Here is a 21,989-nt window from a genome sequence, read left to right on the forward strand (position 1 = left end):
CCTAACTTATAGATATTAAAGATAACTCAACAAGGAGGTTGTATCATTCCCATGTTTCGATTTACCAAAGCACCGACCTATCTTTTGCTTTCTGCGCTTTTTAGTAGCAGTATTCCAGCTATTGCTAGTGATGATAATCGCTTACCTGAAATGGGAACGACAGCCTCTTCTACATTAACGATTGATAAAGAACGTGAATATGGCGATGCATATATGCGCATGCTAAGCGCCAGCCAGCCTGTTATTAACGACCCTTTACTCTCAAATTATGTTCAAGCTTTGGGCCATAAACTTATTGCCAGTGCGGAAGATGTCCGAACACCATTCCATTTCTTTTTGATCCAAAACCCTGAAATTAATGCTTTTGCTTTTTTTGGCGGCTATGTTGCGATCCACTCTGGGTTATTTCTTCATGCCGAAACAGAAAGTGAGCTCGCCTCTGTTATGGCGCATGAAATTGCCCATGTCACCCAAAGACACCTTGCGCGAAGAATGGAAGCAGAGGCCAGAAATTCGCCTATCACGATGGCTGCACTGATTGGCTCACTGTTATTAACAATCGCAGCTCCTGAAGCAGGTTTAGCCGCCATTCATGCCACCACGGCCGTGGGAATTCAAGGACAAATTAACTTTACGCGCAGTAATGAAAAAGAAGCCGACCGTATTGGTATAACAACCCTCGCCAAAGCGGGGTTTGATGCCTATGCGATGCCACGTTTTTTTGGTCGTTTAGCCGATCAATATCGTTATACTTCAAAATTGCCCGCAATGTTGTTAACGCACCCATTACCCGAATCACGGGTCACAGATAGTCGTATGCGCGCAAGAAAATATCCGCTTGTAAATTTACCCCCCTCTGAAGATTATTTACTCGCTCGTTCACGTATTGTCGCCCGTAATGCTGGTTTGAGCGATACTTCTGCGCTCAACTGGCTTAACCGTGAGTTAAAAAAAGCACCACCCAATCGCCGCAAAGAGCTCAATTACGGTAAGGCACTGATTTATTTAGATAATGATAAATACGAATTAGCGCATCAAATACTTGACCCATTATTGGCTGGCGAACCCAATAATTTATTTTTTATTGATGCTGCAACCGATCTCGATCTCAATCAAAAACAATTTGATCGTGCGATCACCCGCTTAAACAATGCGCTTAAAATGAGTCCTGACAGTAATGTATTGCGCTTAAACTTAGCCAATATTTACCTTGAATCGGGACAATATCAAAAGAGTATTCAAATTTTGAATCGTTACTCTTACGATCACCCTAATGATATTAATGGGTGGACATTATTAGCACACAACTACGCCAAAATAGGTGATCGTAGCTCAGAGCTTGCTGCCCTTGGGGAGCTATTAGCTTTGCGTGCTCAATGGGATAAAGCCATTCATAATTATACTCAAGCCGCACAAATGGCAAAGCTCGGCTCCATGGAGCAAGCACGTTATGATGCACGCATTGATCAACTTCGCTTTCAACGTCAAAAATTCAAAGCATTACAATAATGTATTGATTTATTATAGTTCATCGACAATAAATCAATCGTAATAAAATACACTAGCTAATACAGTCATCAGTTAGGAGACGACATGTCAGTCACTATTTATCATAATCCTCGTTGCTCTAAAAGCCGTGAAACACTGGCGCTATTAGAAGAAAAAGGGATCACACCGACTATCATTAAATACCTAGAACAAACACCAAGCGTCGCGGAACTAGAAACGTTATACCGCCAACTGGGCTTGGACTCTGTGCGTAAAATGATGCGTACCAAAGAAGCGGATTATAAAACACTGGGACTCGGTAATAATGACGTATCTGATGAGGCACTCTTCATTGCAATGAGTACTCATCCAAAACTAATCGAACGTCCAATTGTAGTAAGTGGTGAAAAAGCGGCATTGGGTCGCCCACCAGAGCAAGTGTTGGATATTTTATAATGCATAAAATCTTAGTTCTTTATTACAGCCGTCATGGTAATACACGTCAGTTAGCACGACATATTGGTCGCGGTATTGAGCAAGTAGCCGGTTGTGAAGCAGTGCTAAGAACGGTTGCTGAAATCGACACAAATGATCTTCAGCAATCGCCCCTTGATCCAATCGTCAATCATGACGATCTGAAACAATGCATTGGTTTAGCAATGGGAAGCCCTGTTCGGTTTGGTAATATGGCTGCGCCATTAAAACACTTTATTGATAGTACTAGCCAAGAATGGTTATCAGGTACATTAATCGATAAACCAGCCTGTGTCTTTACCTCATCATCCTCTATGCATGGCGGTCAAGAAACAACGTTACAATCGATGATGTTACCGTTACTGCATCACGGCATGCTAATTGTTGGGATCCCTTATTCCGAACCCACTTTGCATACCACGCAACATGGAGGTACTCCCTATGGGGCTTCACATCTCAACATTGGTACTAATAAGCAGCTCCATAGTGATGAAATTGAACTTGCACAAGCTCTCGGTAAACGGCTTGCACTAACCGCGATGCAACTTCAGCGTTAACTCATATGGCAAACGAAAAGGGATATTCGATGCCTCCGATGCAACCGCAAACACAATATATTCACCGCTTTGCCGTCTGCGCGAATTTAACTCTTATGCTATGGGTCGCGTTATGGCAAACGATCCTCTCTCCCCACCCACATCTTAATAGCTGGGTAATGGCTGTTGTTTGGATCATTCCTTTACTATTGCCATTACGTGGGATGTTAGCTGCAAAACCTTATACTTACGCATGGTCTAACTTCATTTTAATGTTTTATTTCCTGCATGCTCTAACGCTACTCACTATTGATGAAGGAGAACGCGGGTTAGCAGGCATAGAGCTACTACTCGTAACCATAGCCTTTCTCAGTAACATACTTTTTGCACGCGTAAGAGCAAAAGAACTCGGCATAAAACTCCAGCGTCTATCGCAAGTGGAGCGACAAGAACGCGAACGTTTTGAACCACCTGAAGATTGAACCAATCGCTCGTTCTCTAATAATGAGATATTAAAAAGCCCTCATCGTGAGGGCTTAATTATTGTTATTAACACCAGATTTTAGTTATGCCATATATACATGTCATCAGGTGCAACATAGTTTTCAGGTTGAGTTTGCGACTGTGATTGTGTCGCTGTGACATCCAACGTATTAGGATCTTGGTTCACATCAGTATTTGGCATTGTCGTTGCGTTAGTATTAGTAACAGTAGAATCATCGGCGCTAATACGACTTTCATGGCTCAATTCGCGCTTAAACTCAGCATCAGATGCTGATAAGTTCATACGGAAAATCACCTTATCACCTTTAATATTTACCGCATTAGCACTACTTACTGTCGTCATCTGATTAAGCATACGTTCAAGCGTAAAAAAGTCTTCTGTTGAATTAACATTCTCCACTTCAATATTAACGCTGCCTGACGCGACACTACCTAATTCGATAGCATATTTCTGTGCTAAGTGGTTTGTCACTTGATTCATCATATCACGGCTAGCTTGTGCCAATGTACCGCTCGCTTTGCCGGTAATAGGTTGAGTATCGGCTGCAATCGTACTAGGCTGTTGAGCATACAGTTGCCATGTTAATTCAACCTTATCTGCGTCTTGTTGGTGAGCTTTTACTAACAATAAACCACCCGCATTATAACGTTGACTTGCGCTAGTGATGGTGTCGATAAAACTCCCCCAAAGATCGGATACGTGTACTGCCGTAACATCGTTAAAATCACCCACTGGGAAAGTAACGGGTAGACCACGATCATTTGCGGCTTGTTTGGTATCAGCGACGAGTGCATTGGTTGATTGATCCCATAAAATATCTCGGCTATTACCGTTATCATCAACCATCCAAACGAGAATATTAGGACGCTGAGCACTCCAAAAATTCGCTTTAGCTTGTGTTAATAGCTGCTTAATTTGTACCTTATCAAAGGTTAAATCTAGCGTCTTCTGTCCATTATATTGGCCATAACCAAACTGGCTGACGTAATTTGAACTGTTCGCTATCGCCTGAGCCACAACACTATTTTGGGTAATGTTCGGATTACCAGTCACTTTAACTAATACTTGCTTAAAGCCTTGCTCTCTTGCTGCTTGATCGGGGGTTTGACCATCAGTAGGCATCACTACTTGAGCCTGATATAAATCACTGACAGTAGCCGCTTTAATAGGTAAAGCCAGTAGAGCTAAAAATAACAACGCAAATCGCAACATATCGCACTCGTAATTTACAAAAATAAGTCGTCAAAAGATAAAAAGATAATCAAAAAGACCTAAAGACTCATTGATATTCAGTATAGCCACATAGTCTAAAATTAATTAGCTATACAATATGTACTTTTTCCTGAACCAACACAATACAACAGGCAAGAAACAAACCATTTGCTGAAAAATATTCTCTAGTGAGAAATAGTAGCGTTTACAAAATTAACATTGTGGCGGGGAATGGTATCGCCACTATTGTCGCATCTCTTAATTGCCGATCCAACAAATACGACTGAGTCAGAAGTCACGAGAGGGGTAATGTTAACGAAACCCTTTTATCCTGTGATCATCACATGAGCGACGATAACAGCATTGGTATTAGCGTTTGTCGGTAAATTAAGAGCCGTATTGCAATACGATTCTAGCACCTGTAATGAGCGCTATTGTTGCAGTTGTACTTAACCTAATTTCCCCCAAAGACTTGAGCGAGAATAATGTGGTAGACAATGCTCAAATCGAAGATAGCGAGCACTTATAATTACTTACCTTAATATTTAGCACTTTTCAGAAATAAAAAACCGGACGTCATGTCCGGTTTTATTTTAATCTTGGCTACTAAGTTACTTAGTACCGAAGATTTTATCACCAGCATCACCTAAACCAGGAACGATATAACCTTTATCGTTTAGCTTCTCATCAATTGCAGCTGTGTATAGCTCAACATCTGGGTGTGCTTTTTCTAATGCAGCAATACCTTCAGGTGCTGCTACTAATACTAGTACTTTAAATTGCGTACAACCGTGCTCTTTTAACAAATCCAGTGTTGCAATCATAGAGCCACCCGTTGCTAGCATTGGATCAACAACAAGCGCAATACGCTCATCAATGTTTGATGCTAGCTTGTTGAAGTATGGAACAGGCTCAAGCGTTTCTTCATCACGGTAAATACCAACAACGCTGATACGTGCACTTGGCATATGCTCAAGTACGCCATCCATCATGCCAAGACCAGCACGCAGAATAGGCACTACCGTTACTTTTTTACCTTTGATCTGGTCAATTTCTACTGGACCATTCCAACCTTCAATCGTAACTTTTTCTGTCTCGAAGTCTGAAGTCGCTTCATATGTCAGTAGGCTACCAACTTCAGTTGCTAACTCACGGAAACGCTTAGTGCTGATGTCACCTTCGCGCATAAGACCAATCTTATGTTTAACCAGTGGGTGTTTTACCTCAACGACTTTCATCTCTGACTCCTGAGCAATTAAAAAATAAAATCGCATTATTATATACTAAGCCAAACGATTTCAGATAGTAGTAAACGTTTAACTGTTTACTTAATATCCAGCTAAAAAAATTGACGCAAACGTTTTCCTTTAGACGGTGACTGCTGTTATCATGTATTCGCTTTTTTTACTTTAATACGTTGAGGGATCATCTGTGAGCGACAAAAACTCTTCTCTTAGTTACAAAGATGCTGGTGTTGATATCGATGCCGGTAATGCATTAGTAGACCGTATTAAAGGGGTGGTAAAACGTACTCATCGCCCAGAAGTTATGGGGGGAATTGGTGGTTTTGGTGCACTTTGTTCACTACCAACCAAATATAAAGAGCCCGTTTTAGTTTCAGGCACGGATGGTGTAGGAACTAAACTTCGCTTGGCTATGGATTTAAACCAACACGATTCAATCGGTATCGATCTGGTTGCTATGTGTGTGAACGATCTTATTGTTCAAGGTGCTGAACCTCTGTTCTTCCTTGATTACTACGCAACCGGTAAGTTAGATATTGATACAGCAGCAAGTGTTGTAACAGGTATTGGCGAAGGCTGTATCCAATCAGGTTGTGCTCTAATTGGTGGTGAAACTGCTGAAATGCCGGGTATGTACCACGGTGAAGATTATGACGTGGCAGGTTTCTGCGTTGGTGTTGTTGAAAAAGCAGATATCATCGATGGCTCAAAAGTGACGGCTGGTGATGCACTTATCGCTGTCGGTTCAAGCGGCCCACACTCAAACGGTTACTCATTAGTACGTAAAATCATTGACGTTTCCAATGCCGATTTGAATCAAGAATTAGAAGGTAAAACACTTTCTGAACATCTATTAACACCAACTAAAATTTACGTTAAATCAACGCTAAAAATGATGGAAAGCTGTGACGTACATGCTATTTCACACATTACAGGTGGTGGTTTCTGGGAAAATATCCCACGTGTACTTCCTAAAGGCACAAAAGCGGTTGTAAATGGCGCAAGCTGGCAATGGCCTGCCATCTTCAACTGGCTACAAACTGCAGGTAATGTCGAAACTTACGAAATGTACCGTACGTTTAACTGTGGTGTTGGCCTTGTCATTGCCCTTCCACAAGATCAAGCACAACAAGCCATTGATATCCTAAACGCTGAAGGCGAAAACGCATGGCTACTAGGTGAAATTGCAAACGCTGCTGATAACGAAGAGCAAGTCGAGATCAAATAACTCTCAACAGTGCTGACTCGTAATAAAAAGAATGAGGACGCTATGTCCTCATTCTGCTATCTACATACCGATAACCTTTCAATAAATGGTAGTACCAAATATGAAAAATATCGTCGTCCTTATTTCAGGTAGCGGAAGTAATCTCCAAGCGATTATCGATGCATGCAGTGCAGGTTTGATTAAAAACAGTCAAATAACCGCTGTGATCTCAAATAAAGAAAATGCTTATGGGTTAGAACGTGCGCGTAATGCCAATATTGAAGCGATACATATTGCGCCTAATCAGTATGCTGACCGTGAACAATATGATGAAGCCTTAGCGGATTGTATTGAACAGTTCAAACCCGATGTGGTTATTTTAGCCGGATTTATGCGTATTTTGAGCGCAGACTTTGTTCGTCGCTTTAAAGGAAAGATGCTAAATATTCACCCATCACTCCTTCCTAAGTATCCCGGCTTAAATACTCACCAACGAGCGATGGATGCTGGCGATGACGTACATGGCACCAGTGTCCACTTCGTAACAGAAGAATTGGATGGCGGCCCTGTTATTTTACAAGCCAGAGTGCCTATTTTTGACAATGACACCGTTGAAGAAGTAACAGCTCGTGTTCAAAAGCAAGAACATGCTATTTATCCACTTGTAACTCAATGGTTAGCGGAAAATCGTTTGACCATGAGTAGTGACGGCAAAGCTATCCTAGATGGTATTGAACTCCCCGCTCAAGGATATGCAGCACAATAAAAAAGGCGATCGTAAGATCGCCTTTTTACTATTGCAGATAATACCACTTCAATAGTGACAGAAAATAACCATTATTCTGTTTTACCTTCAGCCACTAACTGGTTGAAAACAGGCTCACCAAAGTGAAACACAATAAACTCGCCTGTTGCCATTTTGTGCCAATTTTCATCATTGGTTAATGGCTGAGTAGCGATAACTGTCACAACATCATCAGGAGTTGTTTCTTGCTTAAAATCAATCGTGACATCTTCATCAATTAATGATGCTTGTCCAAATGGTGCTCGACGCGTGATCCAATGTAAATTATTAGTGCAATAGGTAAGTACGTACTCACCATTGCTTAACAGCATATTATAAACGCCAAGCTGACGTAACTGATCACAACACTGAGCAAAGTAACTAAATACTGGGTTTAAATCGTCAGGTAATTCTGGAAATCTAGACTCAAGTTGATTGAGTAACCAGCAAAAAGCAATTTCACTGTCGGTATCACCTACCGCTTTATGACGACCTGTTTCTAAACTCTCATAACCCGTTAGCTGACCATTATGAGCAAACGTCCAATAATTACCCCATAACTCACGCGTAAAAGGATGGGTGTTTTCTAAATTCACCGCTCCTCGGTTAGCTTGGCGAATATGGCTCACCACTGCACGACTTTTTATCGGATATTGTTGGACTAATTCAGCAATACGGGACTGACAGCTTGGATTCGGATCTTTAAAGGTTCGAAAACCTTTACCCTCATAAAACGTAATGCCCCAACCATCGCGATGAGGGCCTGTATTGCCTCCTCGCTGCATTAATCCCGTAAAACTAAAACAAATATCTGTTGGCACATTTGCGCTCATGCCTAGCAATTCACACATTTTCCTTTATGCCCTTTATTATTGATTAACGATACTTATCGATAGCCAGAATGACCTAAGGCTTATTCTGCTGCCATTTCCTTTTCCACTAGCATAATTAAAATATGAATAATCTTAATATGGATTTCTTGAATGCGATCCGCATAACCAAAGTGAGGAACACGAATTTCAACATCCGCTAAGCCAGCCATTTGACCACCATCTTTACCGGTTAAGGCTATTGTCTTCATGCCTTTGGCCTTTGCCGCTTCAATTGCCTTTAAAATATTGCCTGAGTTACCAGAAGTAGACAAACCAAACAATACATCACCTTTAGCGCCAACGGCTTCTAAATAGCGTGAAAATACGTATTCATAACCGAAGTCATTACTTACACACGATAAGTGGCTTGGATCAGAAATCGCAATACCAGGATAACCAGGGCGGTTTTCACGGTAACGACCTGTTAGTTCTTCAGCAAAGTGCATTGCATCACAATGTGAGCCGCCGTTACCGCAAGACAATACTTTACCGCCTTGTTTAAAGGAATCAGCCAATAGCTTTGCTGCCGCCTCAATATCTGCAAGGTTTTTATCATCACTTAAAAAGCGATTGAGTACATCAGCTGCATCTGTTAATTCAGCGCGGATCAGATCCTGATACATAAGCGATTCTCTCTATTATTCTTTAGATACAAATCAAGCGGGTAAATACCCGCTTGATGTTTTAAATACACCGTTATTCGCAGTTTACATACAAATAACTTACAGTGTCGACTCCTGATCAGAATGATTGTGAGAATTAATCAGTAAAACTTGCTGTAATTGACTAACAGAGTGAGCTAAATGCACATTCTCAGCTTCAAATATTCCAGCATGGTAGAGTTTACGTTCAACATGCGGCTGCGTACCTAATAAATAGACAGGTAACTCAGACAAGCGATCTAACGCCATATCAAAGGCATGAATCGCCGTAATATCAATGGTTGATACATCACTAAAATCGAGCACAACCGCACGCGTTTCTGTCGTTGCATGTTCAATAACAGAAAAAGCTTTCTCACTCGCAGCAAAAAATAATGGGCCATTAATATCATAAACCACTACATCACCGCCAAAGTTGAGATGTGGATGCTCATCATGTGAAATCGTAACTGTCGTTAATGTCGCAATACGCTGAATAAATAACACGCCCGCAAGTAATAAACCGACAATAACAGCGACAACCATGTCAAATGCAACGGTTAAGATAAAGCATGTCATCAAGACGGCAACGTCACGACGAGGTGCAACCTTTAATGTATGCACAAAGTGAGGTGCTTCAGACATATTCCACGCAACCATGATCAGTAAGCCAGCCAACGCACTCATCGGAACAAACGATAGCGCTGGTGCTAATACAATCATCGCAGCTAAAACAAAAAGCGCATGCGTCATACCAGATATCGGTGAAAACGCACCAGAGCGAATATTGGTCGCTGTGCGAGCAATCGCCGCCGTTGCTGGAATTCCGCCAAAGAAAGGGACGACAATATTCGCGATCCCTTGACCGACAAGCTCTGCATTCGGATTGTGCTTTTTACTTGTCATACCGTCTGCTACAACCGCACATAATAGTGATTCGATACAACCTAGCATCGCGATAGTTAATGCTGAAGGCATTAATTCAATTACGGTGGCCCAATTAAATGTATTGGACTTCCACAGCGCAATAAACTGCGGTGCTTCTTGTGGAATACCATGACCTACAAGGCTACCAATGGTGTAGCTAAATTTTTCACCCAGCAAAGTCACATGCTCAGGGCCAAATTTATTTAATGCTAAAGCTAAAACCGTCCCTACCAGTAATGAAACTAAATGGGGTGGAATACGCGTTTTTAATTTCGCCCAGCCAATAAAAACAAAAATGGTGACCACACCGACAATCGCATCAGCATAGTTCGTGGTAGGTAGTGCATGGGCATACGACATCACTTTTTCAGGAAAATGGATTGGGCTACCTTGAAGATGTAGGCCTAATAAATCTTTAAGTTGTAAAAAAGCAATAACAAAACCGATACCGGCAGTAAATCCGGTGGTAACTGGGTATGGTACATACGCCACCAGCTGTCCTAAGCGGAAAACGCCCATCAATAACAGGATAATGCCTGACATCATGGTCGCTAACATTAAGCCTGATAAGCCATATTTTTGAGTGATCGGTAAAAGGATGACTACAAAGGCTGCGGTTGGGCCTGTGATATTAAATCGTGAACCACCTAATAACGCCGCTAAAAAGCCCGCCACAATGACGGTATACAATCCATGTTGTGGTGGCACACCGACAGCAATTGCTAATGCCATCCCCAATGGAATCGCCACAATACCGACCGTAATACCCGATACAATATCGGCACGAAATTTAGAGAAGGAATAACCATCCTTCCACGCCTGTGATAAAGCATGAAATAACAACACAACAAGACCTCTTGTACTTTGCGTACATTTGATAAACAGGAATTGATGTCAACCCGATGTAAGGGAGTCCGGCGGGCATGTGTCAGTCGGAATCGGGAAAGGCAACAAAGGGAAATACCATTCAGTACAGATGGTCAGAACTCAACCACTCAAAATAACGTGAACAGTATCACAACACGGCGTATGTTAACGCTCTGCTAAAAATCTGCAAGTAAAAAAAATAGTCACAATGATTTCGATCAATCCCTTTAATAACCTGACCTCAGCCCACTTTGTACACATAACAGTTTACTTTCATATCAAAAAACTATTTTACATTTTGTTAAAAAACGCATTACAATAATTTAAAAGTGGTAAGACCTCTTACCTTAATAATAATTACCCTACAATTAACAATAAAATGTGTAGCAATGTACTGAACTCTTCATCATGAAATCAGGTGTCGCTCGATTATTCTTGATGATGTGTAAGTAGTCTTACTATACAGATTAAGGAGAATCACTATGGTTACGCTTGCGTATGTCATTGGTTTTATCGGTGTTATGTTCATATTGGCGTATCATCGCGCGTCGTTAAAAACCTTTACGGCAGTAATTGCTGCAACACTATTAATTGGTACTGTTTTTTCCATTACAGGTATTATTAGTTGGTTAATTTTCGCTGCGATTGCGATTCCTCTTAATATCCCAGCCTTACGTAAAAAATATCTCGCAGCTCCTGCGTTAAAAGCCTTTCAAGGTGTCATGCCAGAAATGTCTCGTACCGAAAAAGAAGCAATCGATGCGGGTACAGTGTGGTGGGAAGCTGATTTATTTGGTGGTAATCCAGACTGGAAAAAGCTCCATGATATCCCTGCACCAACCCTTTCAGCAGAAGAGCAAGCTTTTCTCGATGGACCAGTAAATGAACTTTGCCGCATGGTAAATGATTTTCAAATTACCCATGAACTTGCCGATCTACCACCCGAAGTATGGCAATACTTAAAAGATCATAAATTCTTCGCCATGATCATTAAAAAGCAATATGGTGGACTTGAGTTTTCTGCTTATGCCCAATCTTTAGTTCTGCAAAAATTAACCGGTGCTTCTGCGGTATTATCATCAACCGTTGGTGTGCCTAATTCACTAGGTCCAGGTGAACTGCTTCAACACTATGGTACTGAAGAGCAAAAAAACCATTATTTACCCCGCTTAGCAGCTGGCCAGGAAATCCCTTGTTTTGCCTTAACTAGCCCAGAAGCAGGCTCAGATGCTGGTTCTATCCCAGATTTCGGTATTGTGAAAAAAGGTCTGTGGCAAGGCGAAGAAGTTCTTGGTATGGAATTAACATGGAACAAACGTTACATCACTCTAGCACCGGTGGCTACGGTACTAGGTCTTGCCTTTAAACTTTCGGATCCTGACAACTTACTCGGAGATCAAAAAGATCTGGGTATCACTTGTGCATTGATCCCAACCGATCTAGAGGGCGTTGAGATTGGCCGTCGTCACTTCCCTCTTAACGTACCATTCCAAAATGGTCCTACTAAAGGTAACAAGATCTTTGTTCCTATTGATTTTATTATCGGTGGTCAGGAAATGGCAGGCCAAGGATGGCGTATGCTAGTGGAATGTCTATCGGTGGGTCGCGGTATTACGCTCCCGTCTAATTCAACGGGTGGATTAAAAACCGCAGCAATCGCAACAGGGGCTTATGCTCGTATTCGTCGACAATTTAAAATGCCTATTGGTAAAATGGAGGGGATTGAAGAGCCACTTGCACGTATTGCGGGTAATGCTTATGTCTTAGATGCAGCCAGTACTCTAACCGTCGCGGGTATCGATCTTGGAGAAAAACCTTCCGTTATCTCTGCGATTGTAAAATACCATTGTACCCATCGTAGCCAACGCGGTGTGATTGATGCGATGGATATTGTCGGTGGTAAAGGGATCTGTATGGGACCGAGCAACTTTATTGCTCGTGCTTATCAAGGAGCACCTATTGCAGTCACCGTTGAAGGAGCGAATATTCTAACACGTTCAATGATCATCTTTGGACAAGGCGCCATCCGTTGTCACCCTTATGTGTTAGAAGAGATGAACGCTGCTTATAATGATGATAAAAAACAAGCCTTAGAAAGCTTTGATAAAGCCGTATTTGCGCATGTTGGCTTCGTGATAAGTAACATGGCACGCTCTTTCTGGTTAGGTATTACCGATGGCTACGGTTCATCCGCACCACGTAAAGATGCAACCACACGTTATTACCAACAACTCAACCGCTACAGTGCTAACCTTGCTCTACTGGCTGATATTTCTATGGCTGTGCTTGGTGGTTCATTAAAACGTAAAGAGCGTTTATCTGCCCGTTTAGGTGATGTGCTTAGCCAGCTTTATTTATCATCAGCAACACTAAAACGTTATGCCGATGATGGTTATCAACAGCAAGATCTTCCATTAGTACATTGGGGTCTACAGGATTCATTATACCAAGCAGAAACAGCCCTTGATGACTTCCTAAGTAACTTCCCTAATAAGTTCATTGCTGGCGCACTACGTGTTGTATTGTTCCCATTAGGTCAACGTCGTATCAAACCAAGTGATAACTTAGATCATGCCGTTGCTCGTTTAGCACAAACACCATCAGAAACTCGAGATCGCCTAGGTCGAGGTCAATTCTTAGAAGCATCTGAAGGGAATCCAGTCGGTATGATGGAAGCTGCACTTAACGATATTCTTGCCGCTGAGCCGATTTATGATCGAGTGTGTAAAGCTGCGAACAAAAAATATCCGTTTGTACAGTTAGGTAATGTTGCAGATAAAGGGCTTGAACTCGGTGTAATTGAACATGCTGAAGCTGAGTTATTGCGCCGTGCAGAATTAGGTCGTTTACGTACGATTAATGTTGATGACTTTGAGCCTGAACAATTAGCAGCAAAGACAAACCCTGATTACTCAATCAATCACGCGGCTTAAGCACGACATATTTCGTTGTTGAAGTCAGTTAAAAATACAAAAGGGAAGCTAGCGCTTCCCTTTTCTTTGTTCTCTGACCATTGTTTATAAGGGTAAAACAAGGGCTTCTTTTTTCTCTTTTCGACGCTTTTTAAATACTCGCCAGCCCCATATTCCACTAATGACCAATACGATTACCGCTATATTCCCCATTACCATCACGCTAAGTGTTTTTTCACGTGAGGTTTTTTGCAATTCAATTTCTTTCAATATCTGTTGTCGTTCAAGTTCCGCTTTATCGATAGGCGTGATCTCAACATGAGTTTCTGAACGAATATTATTAATCACCGCAAAATGGCTCTCAACTAACGGAAATATCAGCTCGCGTTGATACAAACGATCAGTACCATAGATCCAACCTTCCCACGAATATTTCCCCGCCTCACCATCAAAAGGTAATCCCATCGACAGCTTAGTTTCATTTGGTAATGTTCGTTGCTGAATAATTTGCTGCTTGGTCTTTGGTGTACCGTAGCGAATATAAGCAGCTAACGATCCTGCGACCAACGCATCATCTTGTGGTAATACGACTAACTGGTGAGGTTCTTGCGGCTTATGACTTTTAATGAGAGTGGCAGAAAACGGTTTAGGGTAAACTAATACTTCTTGCTCTATGGCTCGCGTAAAAACACCATTCATTGATTTAATCACAACCCGGTATTTACCCGGTGCAACCGTTACAGGAAGAGAAACAGTAAAGATACCATCCCCTGCCACTTCATCACGATCTTGACCATTATCTTCAAAATTACCCACCACTATTGGCTCAGGCTGTACATCATGAACGAGTTGCTGCTCTTTCGATATATAGGGGTAAAATGACACACGCAATTTAACCCGATCTAAAAAGTCACGGACGGTTAAAGGTTGGTCATTCTGCAACAGTTTTGCTGAGAACTTTAACACTTCAGATTGGTATAAATTCTGCGGCAACGTATCTGCTGTTAGGTGAAGATTAGACAGCAAGGTAATACGGTTATCTTGCGACACACGTCCAATTGCTTGCCAAGGTCCAGCCATTGGCTCATCAATCGAAATAATATCGAGATCATTTTCAGAATACCAAGAAACATGCTTAGGGTGACGACTGGAGTAATATTTCGTGCCATCCGGCGCAACCAACACCACAGGGCGACTTGGTTGCTCTCGTTTAACCATGAAAGACACTTGCTTTATTGTTGGATCCACACGGAAACGGTTATCAAGCCACGTCATCCGATCATTATCTTGCGCCCAAGCAAATAATGGCCAGACAGCCATACATATTAATAACCGCTTCAGCATAACTCTCCTACAGACGCCAAAGAACGTCAGCTTTTTTACCAATCAAATCGAGTCTTTCTTCATGTGAAACTAATTCATCGGCAGAAGCACAGATAACCTTTAGCCCTTTTCTCTCTCCGACTAAACGCTTTATCGCAAATTCTTTCTCACTATCCCCTTCGTTATCGCCACTTAATTTCAATGATGTTTGACCACCCGTCATCATTAAGTAAACATCAGCAAGGATCTCGGCATCGAGCAAAGCCCCGTGGAGCGTTCGATGCGAGTTATCTATGCCATAACGTGAACAAAGAATATCAAGGTTATTACGTTTACCAGGAAAGAGGCGTTTTGCCATTTCCAAGGTATCCGTTACTTTGCAGAGATCTTCCGTTTTCTTAAGATCAGATCCCATTAACTGGAATTCATAATCCATGAAGCCAATATCGAACGATGCGTTATGAGCCACCAGCTCTGCACCATCAATAAAGTCGATAAACTCTTGATGGATGTCAGCATAGCTCGGCTTACCGATTAAGAACTCATCCGTAATACCGTGAACATCAATCGCTTCAGGATCGATTGGGCGATCAGGCTTGATATAAACATGGAATGTTTTACCGGTTAATTTACGGTTAATGATTTCAACCGCACCAATTTCAACAATCCGATGCCCTTCATAGTGCGGGCCCGTCATATTCATACCGGTAGTTTCTGTATCAAATACAATAATGCGTTGGTTAGTGGCTTTCATAGTGGCTTATGTGTCAGACTTAAGTTTTTATCTAGGGCAATACTACCAAATATGATGAAGCAGGTAGAAATTTACACAGACGGTTCTTGTTTAGGTAATCCAGGTCCCGGTGGCTATGGCGCAGTACTTAGGTACAAGCAACATGAAAAAGAATTAAGTGACGGCTTTTTCATGACAACTAACAATCGAATGGAGCTACTTGCAGCCATTGAAGGGTTAGCAAGCCTTAAGGAATCATGTTTAGTTGATCTTACCACTGATAGCCAGTATGTGCGTCAAGGAATTACCCAGTGGATCCATAATTGGAAAAAACGGGGCTGGAAAACAGCCGATAAAAAGCCGGTAAAAAATGCAGATTTATGGCAACGTTTAGACACAGAAACCCAACGTCATCAGGTGCAATGGCATTGGGTAAAAGGTCACGCGGGTCATCCAGAAAATGAACGTTGCGATGTATTAGCTAGAGCCGCGGCAGAAAAACCCACCTTTACTGACGAAGGTTACCAAGCCAATTAGTTTGACTTTTTATACGCCTCATCTCTCTTCTCCATTTTATTACAGGCTTCGGTACGACAATTTACTTGTAACGGAGCCAATTGACGTCTCACTTTCCATTTTGGTTCTATCGGTTTTAATGGAAAAGTACGCTTCCTAGCCACGATAAAGTACAAACTTCCGACTACAGATAAGGGTTCTGATAAGATATTTTCCAGCCATGCTGAACACGTTAAATGACGCGTAGAAGGTAATACCGCAAATGTTTCGTGATATATCACCTCATAGTTTAACAACCTAAGCCAATCAATCACTCGAGAGGATAAATACATTCGTCCATTCCATGGCGCTTTTTTTCTATTCCACGGCAATAATCCACAAAACCCATTAACACTTAATGGATTATTACCACTAAGTAACAGGTAGCCGTCATCAACAGTAACTCTATCAATTTCACGCAATAATCGATGAGGATCCGTTGAATAATCGAGCTGATGAATAAGCAAACACGCATCAAATGACTTTTCAATAAAGGGCAATTCAAAAGATTCAGCCTCGACGTTACGATAACTACTGAATTTATCTACACTAATTTGATGTTGGATATTACAATGGTGACTGGTCAGCTCTGCACTTAAGCCACCAAGCTTTAACATATGGTAACCAAACAGCTTCGGACACCACTCATCGATTCGAGCTTGTAATAATTGTGCCGCCCATTCACCATTGGTCACATTAGACCAAGAATAAGGCACTTCAATATGTGTTACTGTACGCGCTGGCTTCATAATAGTACTGCTCAACACTTGAATAAGGCTGGAGAAGAAATTCATGCTAACAGTTAAAAGCATACCCGCATTTAATGACAATTACATCTGGCTCATTCACAACAAAGATAATCACTGTGTCGTTGTCGATCCCGGTGATGCAACTCCGGTTTTAGAAACCATCGATAAATTCGGTTTTACCCTTGATGCGATTTTAATCACTCACCATCATCATGATCATATCGGGGGGATCAGTGAACTCAAACGCCGCTTTCCATCAACGAAAGTCGTTGGTCCGGTTAATGAGCCAATCCCTGGGCTAACGCAGCCAGTAGAAGATGGCGACCAAGTGGATATTTTTGGTGAACGTTTTATGGTGCTTAGTGTTCCAGGCCATACCTTAGGTCATGTCGCTTATGTCGGGGATGAAAAACTCTTTTGTGGTGATACCCTTTTCTCGGCGGGTTGTGGACGCTTATTTGAAGGCACGCCAGCACAAATGTTCGATTCACTACAAAAAATTGCTAGCCTTCCTGATGAAACAGAAGTTTTTTGTGCTCACGAATACACCGCAAGTAATCTCGCTTTTGCTCTTGTCGCTGAGCAAGATAATCCCCACCTACAGCAATACCGCGATAAAGTGATTCGACTTCGTGCCAACGGAAAATCAACGCTTCCATCAACACTAAGTCAAGAAAAACGCATCAATCCTTTTTTACGTTGCGATCAACCTAGCATCAAGCGTTCTGTTGCTGATAAAGCATATGATAACTCCGATCTTGAGACTTTCGCAGCACTTCGACGTTGGAAAGATAAGTTTTAACATACTAGACCTTGTCACTAAGGTGGTTGGACACGTATTATCTCCAGCCACTTTAGCAATAGACGACAGTTATGAAATCACGGATTCTTTTAGCAAGCGTGCTTTTATTAGTTGGCTGTGAAACATCACAGCCTATCACCAAAAAAGCCGAGACTAACGATGTAAATACCGTCGTTGTAAAACCGACAAATGAAGTCATTCCCCCCTTGTTTGAATCCCAACCAGACAAGGTAACTTCAGAAGTAAAAAAAATTACACCCCAACAACAAAAAAATGTCTGGGATCGCATTGGCATGCAAATCGATACCCACATCCCAAATAATAAACGTATCCGTTATTACCGTAACTGGTACTTAGAACACCCTCGCAATTTAGAAATCATTGCAGAACGTGCTCAACCTTTCTTGTACTACATTACAGAACAAGTTGAGAAACGCGGTATGCCATTAGAAATTGCCTTACTGCCTATTGTAGAAAGCTCATTTGATCAAAACGCCTACTCTAATATGGCAGCGGCAGGTTTATGGCAAATTATCCCCGATACAGGTCGTCGCTTTGGCTTAAAGCAAAATAGTTGGTACGACGGTCGTCGCGATATTGTGAAATCAACAAATGCTGCATTAAATCTACTGACTTATCTTAATAAAAAGTTTGATGGTAATTGGCAGTACGCACTTGCTGCATACAATACCGGTGAAGGCCGAGTATTTAATGCCATTAAGAAAAATAAAGCGCTTGGTAAATCAACCGATTATTGGGATTTAGATCTACCGGATGAAACCAGTAGTTATGTGCCTAAACTTTATGCTGTTGCTGATATTATCAAAAATCAGAAAAAATACGGCATCACATTACCCGCAATTAGTAACAAACCTGCGGTTGCAATAGTTAAGCCCAATACACAAATCGATCTTAATATTGCAGCAAAGTTTGCAGGTATCAGCACAGCTGAAATAAAAGCGCTAAATCCGGCTTATCGTCGAGGCGTTACGGCACCTAATGGGTTAAACGATTTATTATTGCCAATAAACAGCGTCAATAAATTTAATCGCGCATTAGCTAATAATAGGAATAAAGCCTTAAGAACTACGACTTACACAGTTAAGTCTGGCGATAGCTTAGGTGTAATAGCCGCTCGTCATAACACAACAATCAGTGCGATTAAACAAACAAACCACCTCAAAACGAGCAATATACGTATTGGCCAGCAACTTAAACTGCCAATATCAAGTTATGCCTTAGTTCGTACTCAGCACAGCAATGCGGTTGCTCACACACACCATACCGTTCGTAAAGGTGATAGCTTGTGGACAATTGCACGTCAATACAACACCTCTGTTAACGCACTAGCGAAAGCGAATAAACTCTCCACGAAATCAACGTTACATTTAGGTCAAAAACTAAAAGTTTCTGATAATAAAGTATCGACAAGTACTGGAAAATCAACCAATAAAGTCAAAACAATTAGCTATAAAGTAAAAAATGGCGATAGTTTAAGTGTTATTGCACAACGTCACAAAGTGACAGTAAAACAAATAGTAAAATGGAATAATCTCAATAGTAAAAAGTATCTAAAACAGGGCCAAACACTTAAACTGGTTATAGATACAAGCAAGGTTAAAGCATGACACCGTCCAAAAATCCATTAATTGCTCTTGTTGATCTTTTCCGTTCGCCGATTGATTGTTTTGCAGCGGTTTATGAACGTCCAAAGTGGGCGTTCTTACCCTACATCATCATTATTTTCGGCTCATTTATCTTATGGGGGAGTTACTTTAATCACGTTGATCTACCTTGGTTACAGCAAGCCTTACAAAGCCAACTGGGTAGTGTGGATGAATCCGTAAAACAAGCGTGGTTAACAAAAGAAGTATTACTAGCAGGAGAAGTATTTAGCGATTTTTCAGGCAGAACTGCGGTTATTTTTCTACTGGCATTATGGTTAAAAATGGCCACTAAAGGAAGTCAATATCAACACAGTTACGGTAAATGGTTAGCAGCCTCTTGCTTTATCATGTTACCTGCATTTATTGGTGATATTGCGAGTTATATAAATGTTATCTTTAATTCTGCAAATATTCTGCCCAATGCCGCTGATTTAAACAGCATTAATGGGCTATTAAAGTTACCGTTAAACAATCCATGGGCACCGTTTGCGACCACAATACCATTGTTAGCGCCTTGGTATATTGCACTCACTTATGCAGCTGTAGGCGCTTGGACTGACTTTGATCGTCCTAAAGCAATTATTGTTGCCGTATTACCTTGGGCATTAACACTTATCGTTTGGCCACTACTGATTATTGTGGCCTAGCAACTTCGTCGCTCGTCTTGTTACTTCAACCTAAACGATGCAAGTAGCGGATTATGATCAGAAGCATCAGTTCTTGGTGCTTCTGATTTAACTAACGTTAAATCACGATAATACAAATGATCAAGTGGCTTGCCTAAGATACGAATACGTTGATCATCTGCAAATGATACTTCTTTCAATCCTAATGAATGTGCAAACGACTTTAGCACCTTGATCCGCCCCTGACGCCAAGTATTAAAATCCCCAGCCAAAATGATTGGACCAACATGATTGGACAACACATCTTTTAAACTATTGAGCTGTGCTTTGTACTCATCAAGCCCTAATGCAAAGTTCACACCGTGCAAGTTCACAACAACCAGTGTTTGCCCATTAGAAAGCGAAAACTCTGATAACAATGCTGACTTTGGTAATCGTAACCAAGGCTCCATGGCTAGATAAGCGCACGTCTGCTTAGAGTCTACTCGAGATAAATTCATCACCCCTGCCGGCGTATCTAGGAAACGAAAAGCATTCGCCATCCGTACCATCCAGCTATTATCATCAAGGTATGATTTTAAATCAGTATTTAAGCTCGCTTCTTGCAGTAAAACTAAATCCGTTCCTGCTGAAAAAGACTCTAAAGCCTTACGCCAATTACTGCGTTGTTGTTTATAGATGTTCCAGACCGCTACCGTTAATTCACCATCAATATCCAATGGCGGCGCAATAACACTTTCCATACAACGATACGAGAGGTGTGGAGCAAAGACCTCATTAGTAACATCAGGTTGGGTTGATATATCAAAAGAAGCATTAAAAGCCCCAAGGCCTAACGCCCCTGCCACCACCCCGACACCAGCAACAAGCTTCGTTTTTGTATAACGTGCCATACGACCCCTTAAACAGAGTAAGTCAGCCTATTGGATATAAGCTGACTTATAAAAATGAATACTTAAACGTTTGAATATCTGTTTTAGAGAGGAATATTAATAATGTTCGCCATTATCATAATAAGCGGTTGCCGTTAATGCGGTAAAAATGACGGCAACATCCTGATCTTTATCACCCAGTACTTTACGTATAGAAGCGGTTATTACCGCTGCAACTTTATCTTGCGTTTCTTGTCCGCGCTCAAACCACAAAACTTCTACAAACGGGTAAGCATCAGATACTTCTCCGTCAAAGATAAAAGATGCCGGAATATGCTCTAGAGTAAAATCTTCGCGAGGACATGACATAAGTGGTTGAAGTTCATCAACAAGATCTGTTGATAATGTTTTCACTGCATCAAACTCTACAGCACGGAAACGAAGATGAGGCATGAACTCTCCTTGATTGATCAATGTTAGCAGCACTAGATTATCACTTAATCTTACCTAAGCTCGAGATTTTATTGTTAGCGATAGGTCAATCTCTTTGCTTATAAGCGTAATCATACCCCTCCTTTTTTGCTTTTACACCAAGCAATACAATATCAACAGCAGAATACATTGAAGAGTGAATACAATGATAATTTACATTCAATAAAAGAAATCAATACAAGAGAGTTAAAAAGAACATAGCGGAGCTAATAATATCCAGACGTAAAAAAGCCCCGTCATTTCTGACGAGGCTTTCTTGAAGATGGCAGGGGTGGAGAGATTCGAACTCCCAACACGCGGATTTGGAATCCGCTGCTCTGCCAATTGGAGCTACACCCCTGTAGTTATTTTAAAGACTTAACTGTGTCTAAATAAAGTGGCGGAGCGGACGGGACTCGAACCCGCGACCCCCGGCGTGACAGGCCGGTATTCTAACCAACTGAACTACCGCTCCGACGAACATGGATGTTCTAATATCGCGAAGCCATGGATGGCTAAGAG

Annotated in this window: 21 protein-coding genes, 2 tRNA genes and 1 pseudogene; 12 read left to right on the plus strand and 12 right to left on the minus strand. The window is 41.5% G+C overall.

Going from position 1 to position 21,989, the window contains the following annotated elements:
* Positions 1-51 precede the first annotated feature (51 nt).
* The 4 genes from C9J41_RS18715 (at position 52) to C9J41_RS18730 (ending at position 2,980) form a co-directional block, all read left to right on the plus strand.
* A complete protein-coding gene (locus tag C9J41_RS18715; RefSeq protein WP_107294888.1) occupies positions 52-1,509 on the plus strand; it encodes a M48 family metalloprotease in 1,458 nt (485 codons plus the stop codon).
* Positions 1,510-1,593: 84 nt separating this feature from the next.
* Positions 1,594-1,944, plus strand: a complete 351-nt coding sequence (gene arsC / locus C9J41_RS18720) for an arsenate reductase (glutaredoxin) (RefSeq protein WP_107205357.1) — start codon at positions 1,594-1,596, stop codon at positions 1,942-1,944.
* Complete coding sequence (wrbA, locus tag C9J41_RS18725) at positions 1,944-2,519, plus strand: NAD(P)H:quinone oxidoreductase (RefSeq protein WP_107205356.1); 576 nt, start codon at positions 1,944-1,946, stop codon at positions 2,517-2,519. Before arsC ends, wrbA begins: the two co-directional genes overlap by 1 nt.
* 29 nt (positions 2,520-2,548) lie before the next feature.
* Complete coding sequence (locus tag C9J41_RS18730; protein WP_107294889.1) at positions 2,549-2,980, plus strand: DUF2069 domain-containing protein; 432 nt, start codon at positions 2,549-2,551, stop codon at positions 2,978-2,980.
* Between the two features lie 80 nt (positions 2,981-3,060).
* On the opposite strand, the gene C9J41_RS18735 is transcribed toward C9J41_RS18730, so the two are convergent.
* Complete coding sequence (locus C9J41_RS18735; RefSeq protein ID WP_107247692.1) at positions 3,061-4,215, minus strand: DUF2066 domain-containing protein; 1,155 nt, start codon at positions 4,213-4,215, stop codon at positions 3,061-3,063.
* Between the two features lie 221 nt (positions 4,216-4,436).
* Between C9J41_RS18735 and C9J41_RS22085 the strand changes: the two are divergent.
* A pseudogene (locus C9J41_RS22085) lies at positions 4,437-4,744 on the plus strand (solute carrier family 23 protein); the annotation flags it as partial.
* An 82-nt stretch (positions 4,745-4,826) separates the two neighbouring features.
* Here C9J41_RS22085 and upp read toward each other — a convergent pair.
* Entirely contained in the window at positions 4,827-5,453 is a 627-nt protein-coding gene (gene upp, locus C9J41_RS18745) for a uracil phosphoribosyltransferase (RefSeq protein WP_045129097.1), read from the minus strand.
* 193 nt (positions 5,454-5,646) lie between these two features.
* On the opposite strand from upp, the gene purM reads away from it, so the two are divergent.
* Both purM and purN read left to right on the plus strand, forming a co-directional pair.
* Positions 5,647-6,687: a phosphoribosylformylglycinamidine cyclo-ligase gene (gene purM, locus C9J41_RS18750; RefSeq protein ID WP_107205353.1), complete on the plus strand. Its 1,041-nt coding sequence runs from the start codon at positions 5,647-5,649 to the stop codon at positions 6,685-6,687.
* 100 nt (positions 6,688-6,787) lie between these two features.
* On the plus strand, positions 6,788-7,432 hold the full coding sequence (purN, locus tag C9J41_RS18755; RefSeq protein ID WP_107205352.1) for a phosphoribosylglycinamide formyltransferase: 645 nt from the start codon (positions 6,788-6,790) through the stop codon (positions 7,430-7,432).
* Positions 7,433-7,503: 71 nt separating this feature from the next.
* Here the strand turns inward: purN and C9J41_RS18760 are convergent, their stop codons facing one another.
* The 3 genes from C9J41_RS18760 to dauA all read right to left on the minus strand — a co-directional run bounded on the left by C9J41_RS18760 (position 7,504) and on the right by dauA (position 10,736).
* On the minus strand, positions 7,504-8,301 hold the full coding sequence (locus tag C9J41_RS18760; RefSeq protein ID WP_107205351.1) for a class II glutamine amidotransferase: 798 nt from the start codon (positions 8,299-8,301) through the stop codon (positions 7,504-7,506).
* 62 nt (positions 8,302-8,363) lie between these two features.
* Positions 8,364-8,945, minus strand: a complete 582-nt coding sequence (lpcA, locus tag C9J41_RS18765) for a D-sedoheptulose 7-phosphate isomerase (RefSeq protein ID WP_006647091.1) — start codon at positions 8,943-8,945, stop codon at positions 8,364-8,366.
* 99 nt (positions 8,946-9,044) lie between these two features.
* Positions 9,045-10,736, minus strand: a complete 1,692-nt coding sequence (dauA, locus tag C9J41_RS18770) for a C4-dicarboxylic acid transporter DauA (protein WP_107205350.1) — start codon at positions 10,734-10,736, stop codon at positions 9,045-9,047.
* A gap of 503 nt (positions 10,737-11,239) precedes the next feature.
* On the opposite strand from dauA, the gene fadE reads away from it, so the two are divergent.
* Positions 11,240-13,690 carry an acyl-CoA dehydrogenase FadE gene (gene fadE / locus C9J41_RS18775; protein ID WP_107205349.1) on the plus strand — a complete coding sequence of 817 codons (2,451 nt, stop codon included), beginning with the start codon at positions 11,240-11,242 and terminating at the stop codon, positions 13,688-13,690.
* Between the two features lie 84 nt (positions 13,691-13,774).
* Here the strand turns inward: fadE and C9J41_RS18780 are convergent, their stop codons facing one another.
* Both C9J41_RS18780 and dnaQ read right to left on the minus strand, forming a co-directional pair.
* Positions 13,775-15,013, minus strand: coding sequence for a TIGR03503 family protein (locus C9J41_RS18780; RefSeq protein WP_233219139.1), 1,239 nt, complete (start codon positions 15,011-15,013; stop codon positions 13,775-13,777).
* A gap of 7 nt (positions 15,014-15,020) precedes the next feature.
* Positions 15,021-15,746, minus strand: a complete 726-nt coding sequence (dnaQ, locus tag C9J41_RS18785) for a DNA polymerase III subunit epsilon (RefSeq protein WP_107294890.1) — start codon at positions 15,744-15,746, stop codon at positions 15,021-15,023.
* A 51-nt stretch (positions 15,747-15,797) separates the two neighbouring features.
* On the opposite strand from dnaQ, the gene rnhA reads away from it, so the two are divergent.
* Positions 15,798-16,262, plus strand: coding sequence for a ribonuclease HI (rnhA, locus tag C9J41_RS18790; RefSeq protein ID WP_045084816.1), 465 nt, complete (start codon positions 15,798-15,800; stop codon positions 16,260-16,262).
* Here rnhA and C9J41_RS18795 read toward each other — a convergent pair.
* Positions 16,259-17,029 (minus strand): methyltransferase domain-containing protein, encoded by a 771-nt coding sequence (locus C9J41_RS18795; RefSeq protein ID WP_107261819.1) that lies wholly within the window; start codon positions 17,027-17,029, stop codon positions 16,259-16,261. The two genes, rnhA and C9J41_RS18795, sit on opposite strands and share 4 nt — an antisense overlap.
* 43 nt (positions 17,030-17,072) lie before the next feature.
* Here C9J41_RS18795 and gloB point away from each other — a divergent pair, with 43 nt between their 5' ends.
* The 3 genes from gloB (at position 17,073) to C9J41_RS18810 (ending at position 20,145) form a co-directional block, all read left to right on the plus strand.
* Positions 17,073-17,831, plus strand: a complete 759-nt coding sequence (gene gloB / locus C9J41_RS18800; protein WP_005363468.1) for a hydroxyacylglutathione hydrolase — start codon at positions 17,073-17,075, stop codon at positions 17,829-17,831.
* A gap of 71 nt (positions 17,832-17,902) precedes the next feature.
* Entirely contained in the window at positions 17,903-19,459 is a 1,557-nt protein-coding gene (locus C9J41_RS18805; protein WP_107294891.1) for a LysM peptidoglycan-binding domain-containing protein, read from the plus strand.
* Positions 19,456-20,145 carry a YIP1 family protein gene (locus C9J41_RS18810; RefSeq protein WP_107247698.1) on the plus strand — a complete coding sequence of 230 codons (690 nt, stop codon included), beginning with the start codon at positions 19,456-19,458 and terminating at the stop codon, positions 20,143-20,145. The genes C9J41_RS18805 and C9J41_RS18810 overlap by 4 nt, the downstream gene beginning before the upstream one ends.
* Positions 20,146-20,165: 20 nt before the next feature.
* On the opposite strand, the gene C9J41_RS18815 is transcribed toward C9J41_RS18810, so the two are convergent.
* The 4 genes from C9J41_RS18815 to C9J41_RS18830 all read right to left on the minus strand — a co-directional run bounded on the left by C9J41_RS18815 (position 20,166) and on the right by C9J41_RS18830 (position 21,942).
* A complete protein-coding gene (locus tag C9J41_RS18815; RefSeq protein ID WP_107247699.1) occupies positions 20,166-21,017 on the minus strand; it encodes an endonuclease/exonuclease/phosphatase family protein in 852 nt (283 codons plus the stop codon).
* A gap of 96 nt (positions 21,018-21,113) precedes the next feature.
* Positions 21,114-21,449, minus strand: a complete 336-nt coding sequence (locus tag C9J41_RS18820) for a DUF1904 domain-containing protein (protein WP_107294892.1) — start codon at positions 21,447-21,449, stop codon at positions 21,114-21,116.
* Between the two features lie 302 nt (positions 21,450-21,751).
* Positions 21,752-21,828: transfer RNA gene (locus C9J41_RS18825), tRNA-Trp, on the minus strand.
* Between the two features lie 37 nt (positions 21,829-21,865).
* Positions 21,866-21,942 (minus strand) — tRNA-Asp (locus C9J41_RS18830).
* Between the last annotated feature and the right edge of the window lie 47 nt (positions 21,943-21,989).

It is taken from the genome of Photobacterium sp. GB-50, from assembly GCF_003026755.1.
Classification (GTDB): Bacteria; Pseudomonadota; Gammaproteobacteria; order Enterobacterales; family Vibrionaceae; genus Photobacterium.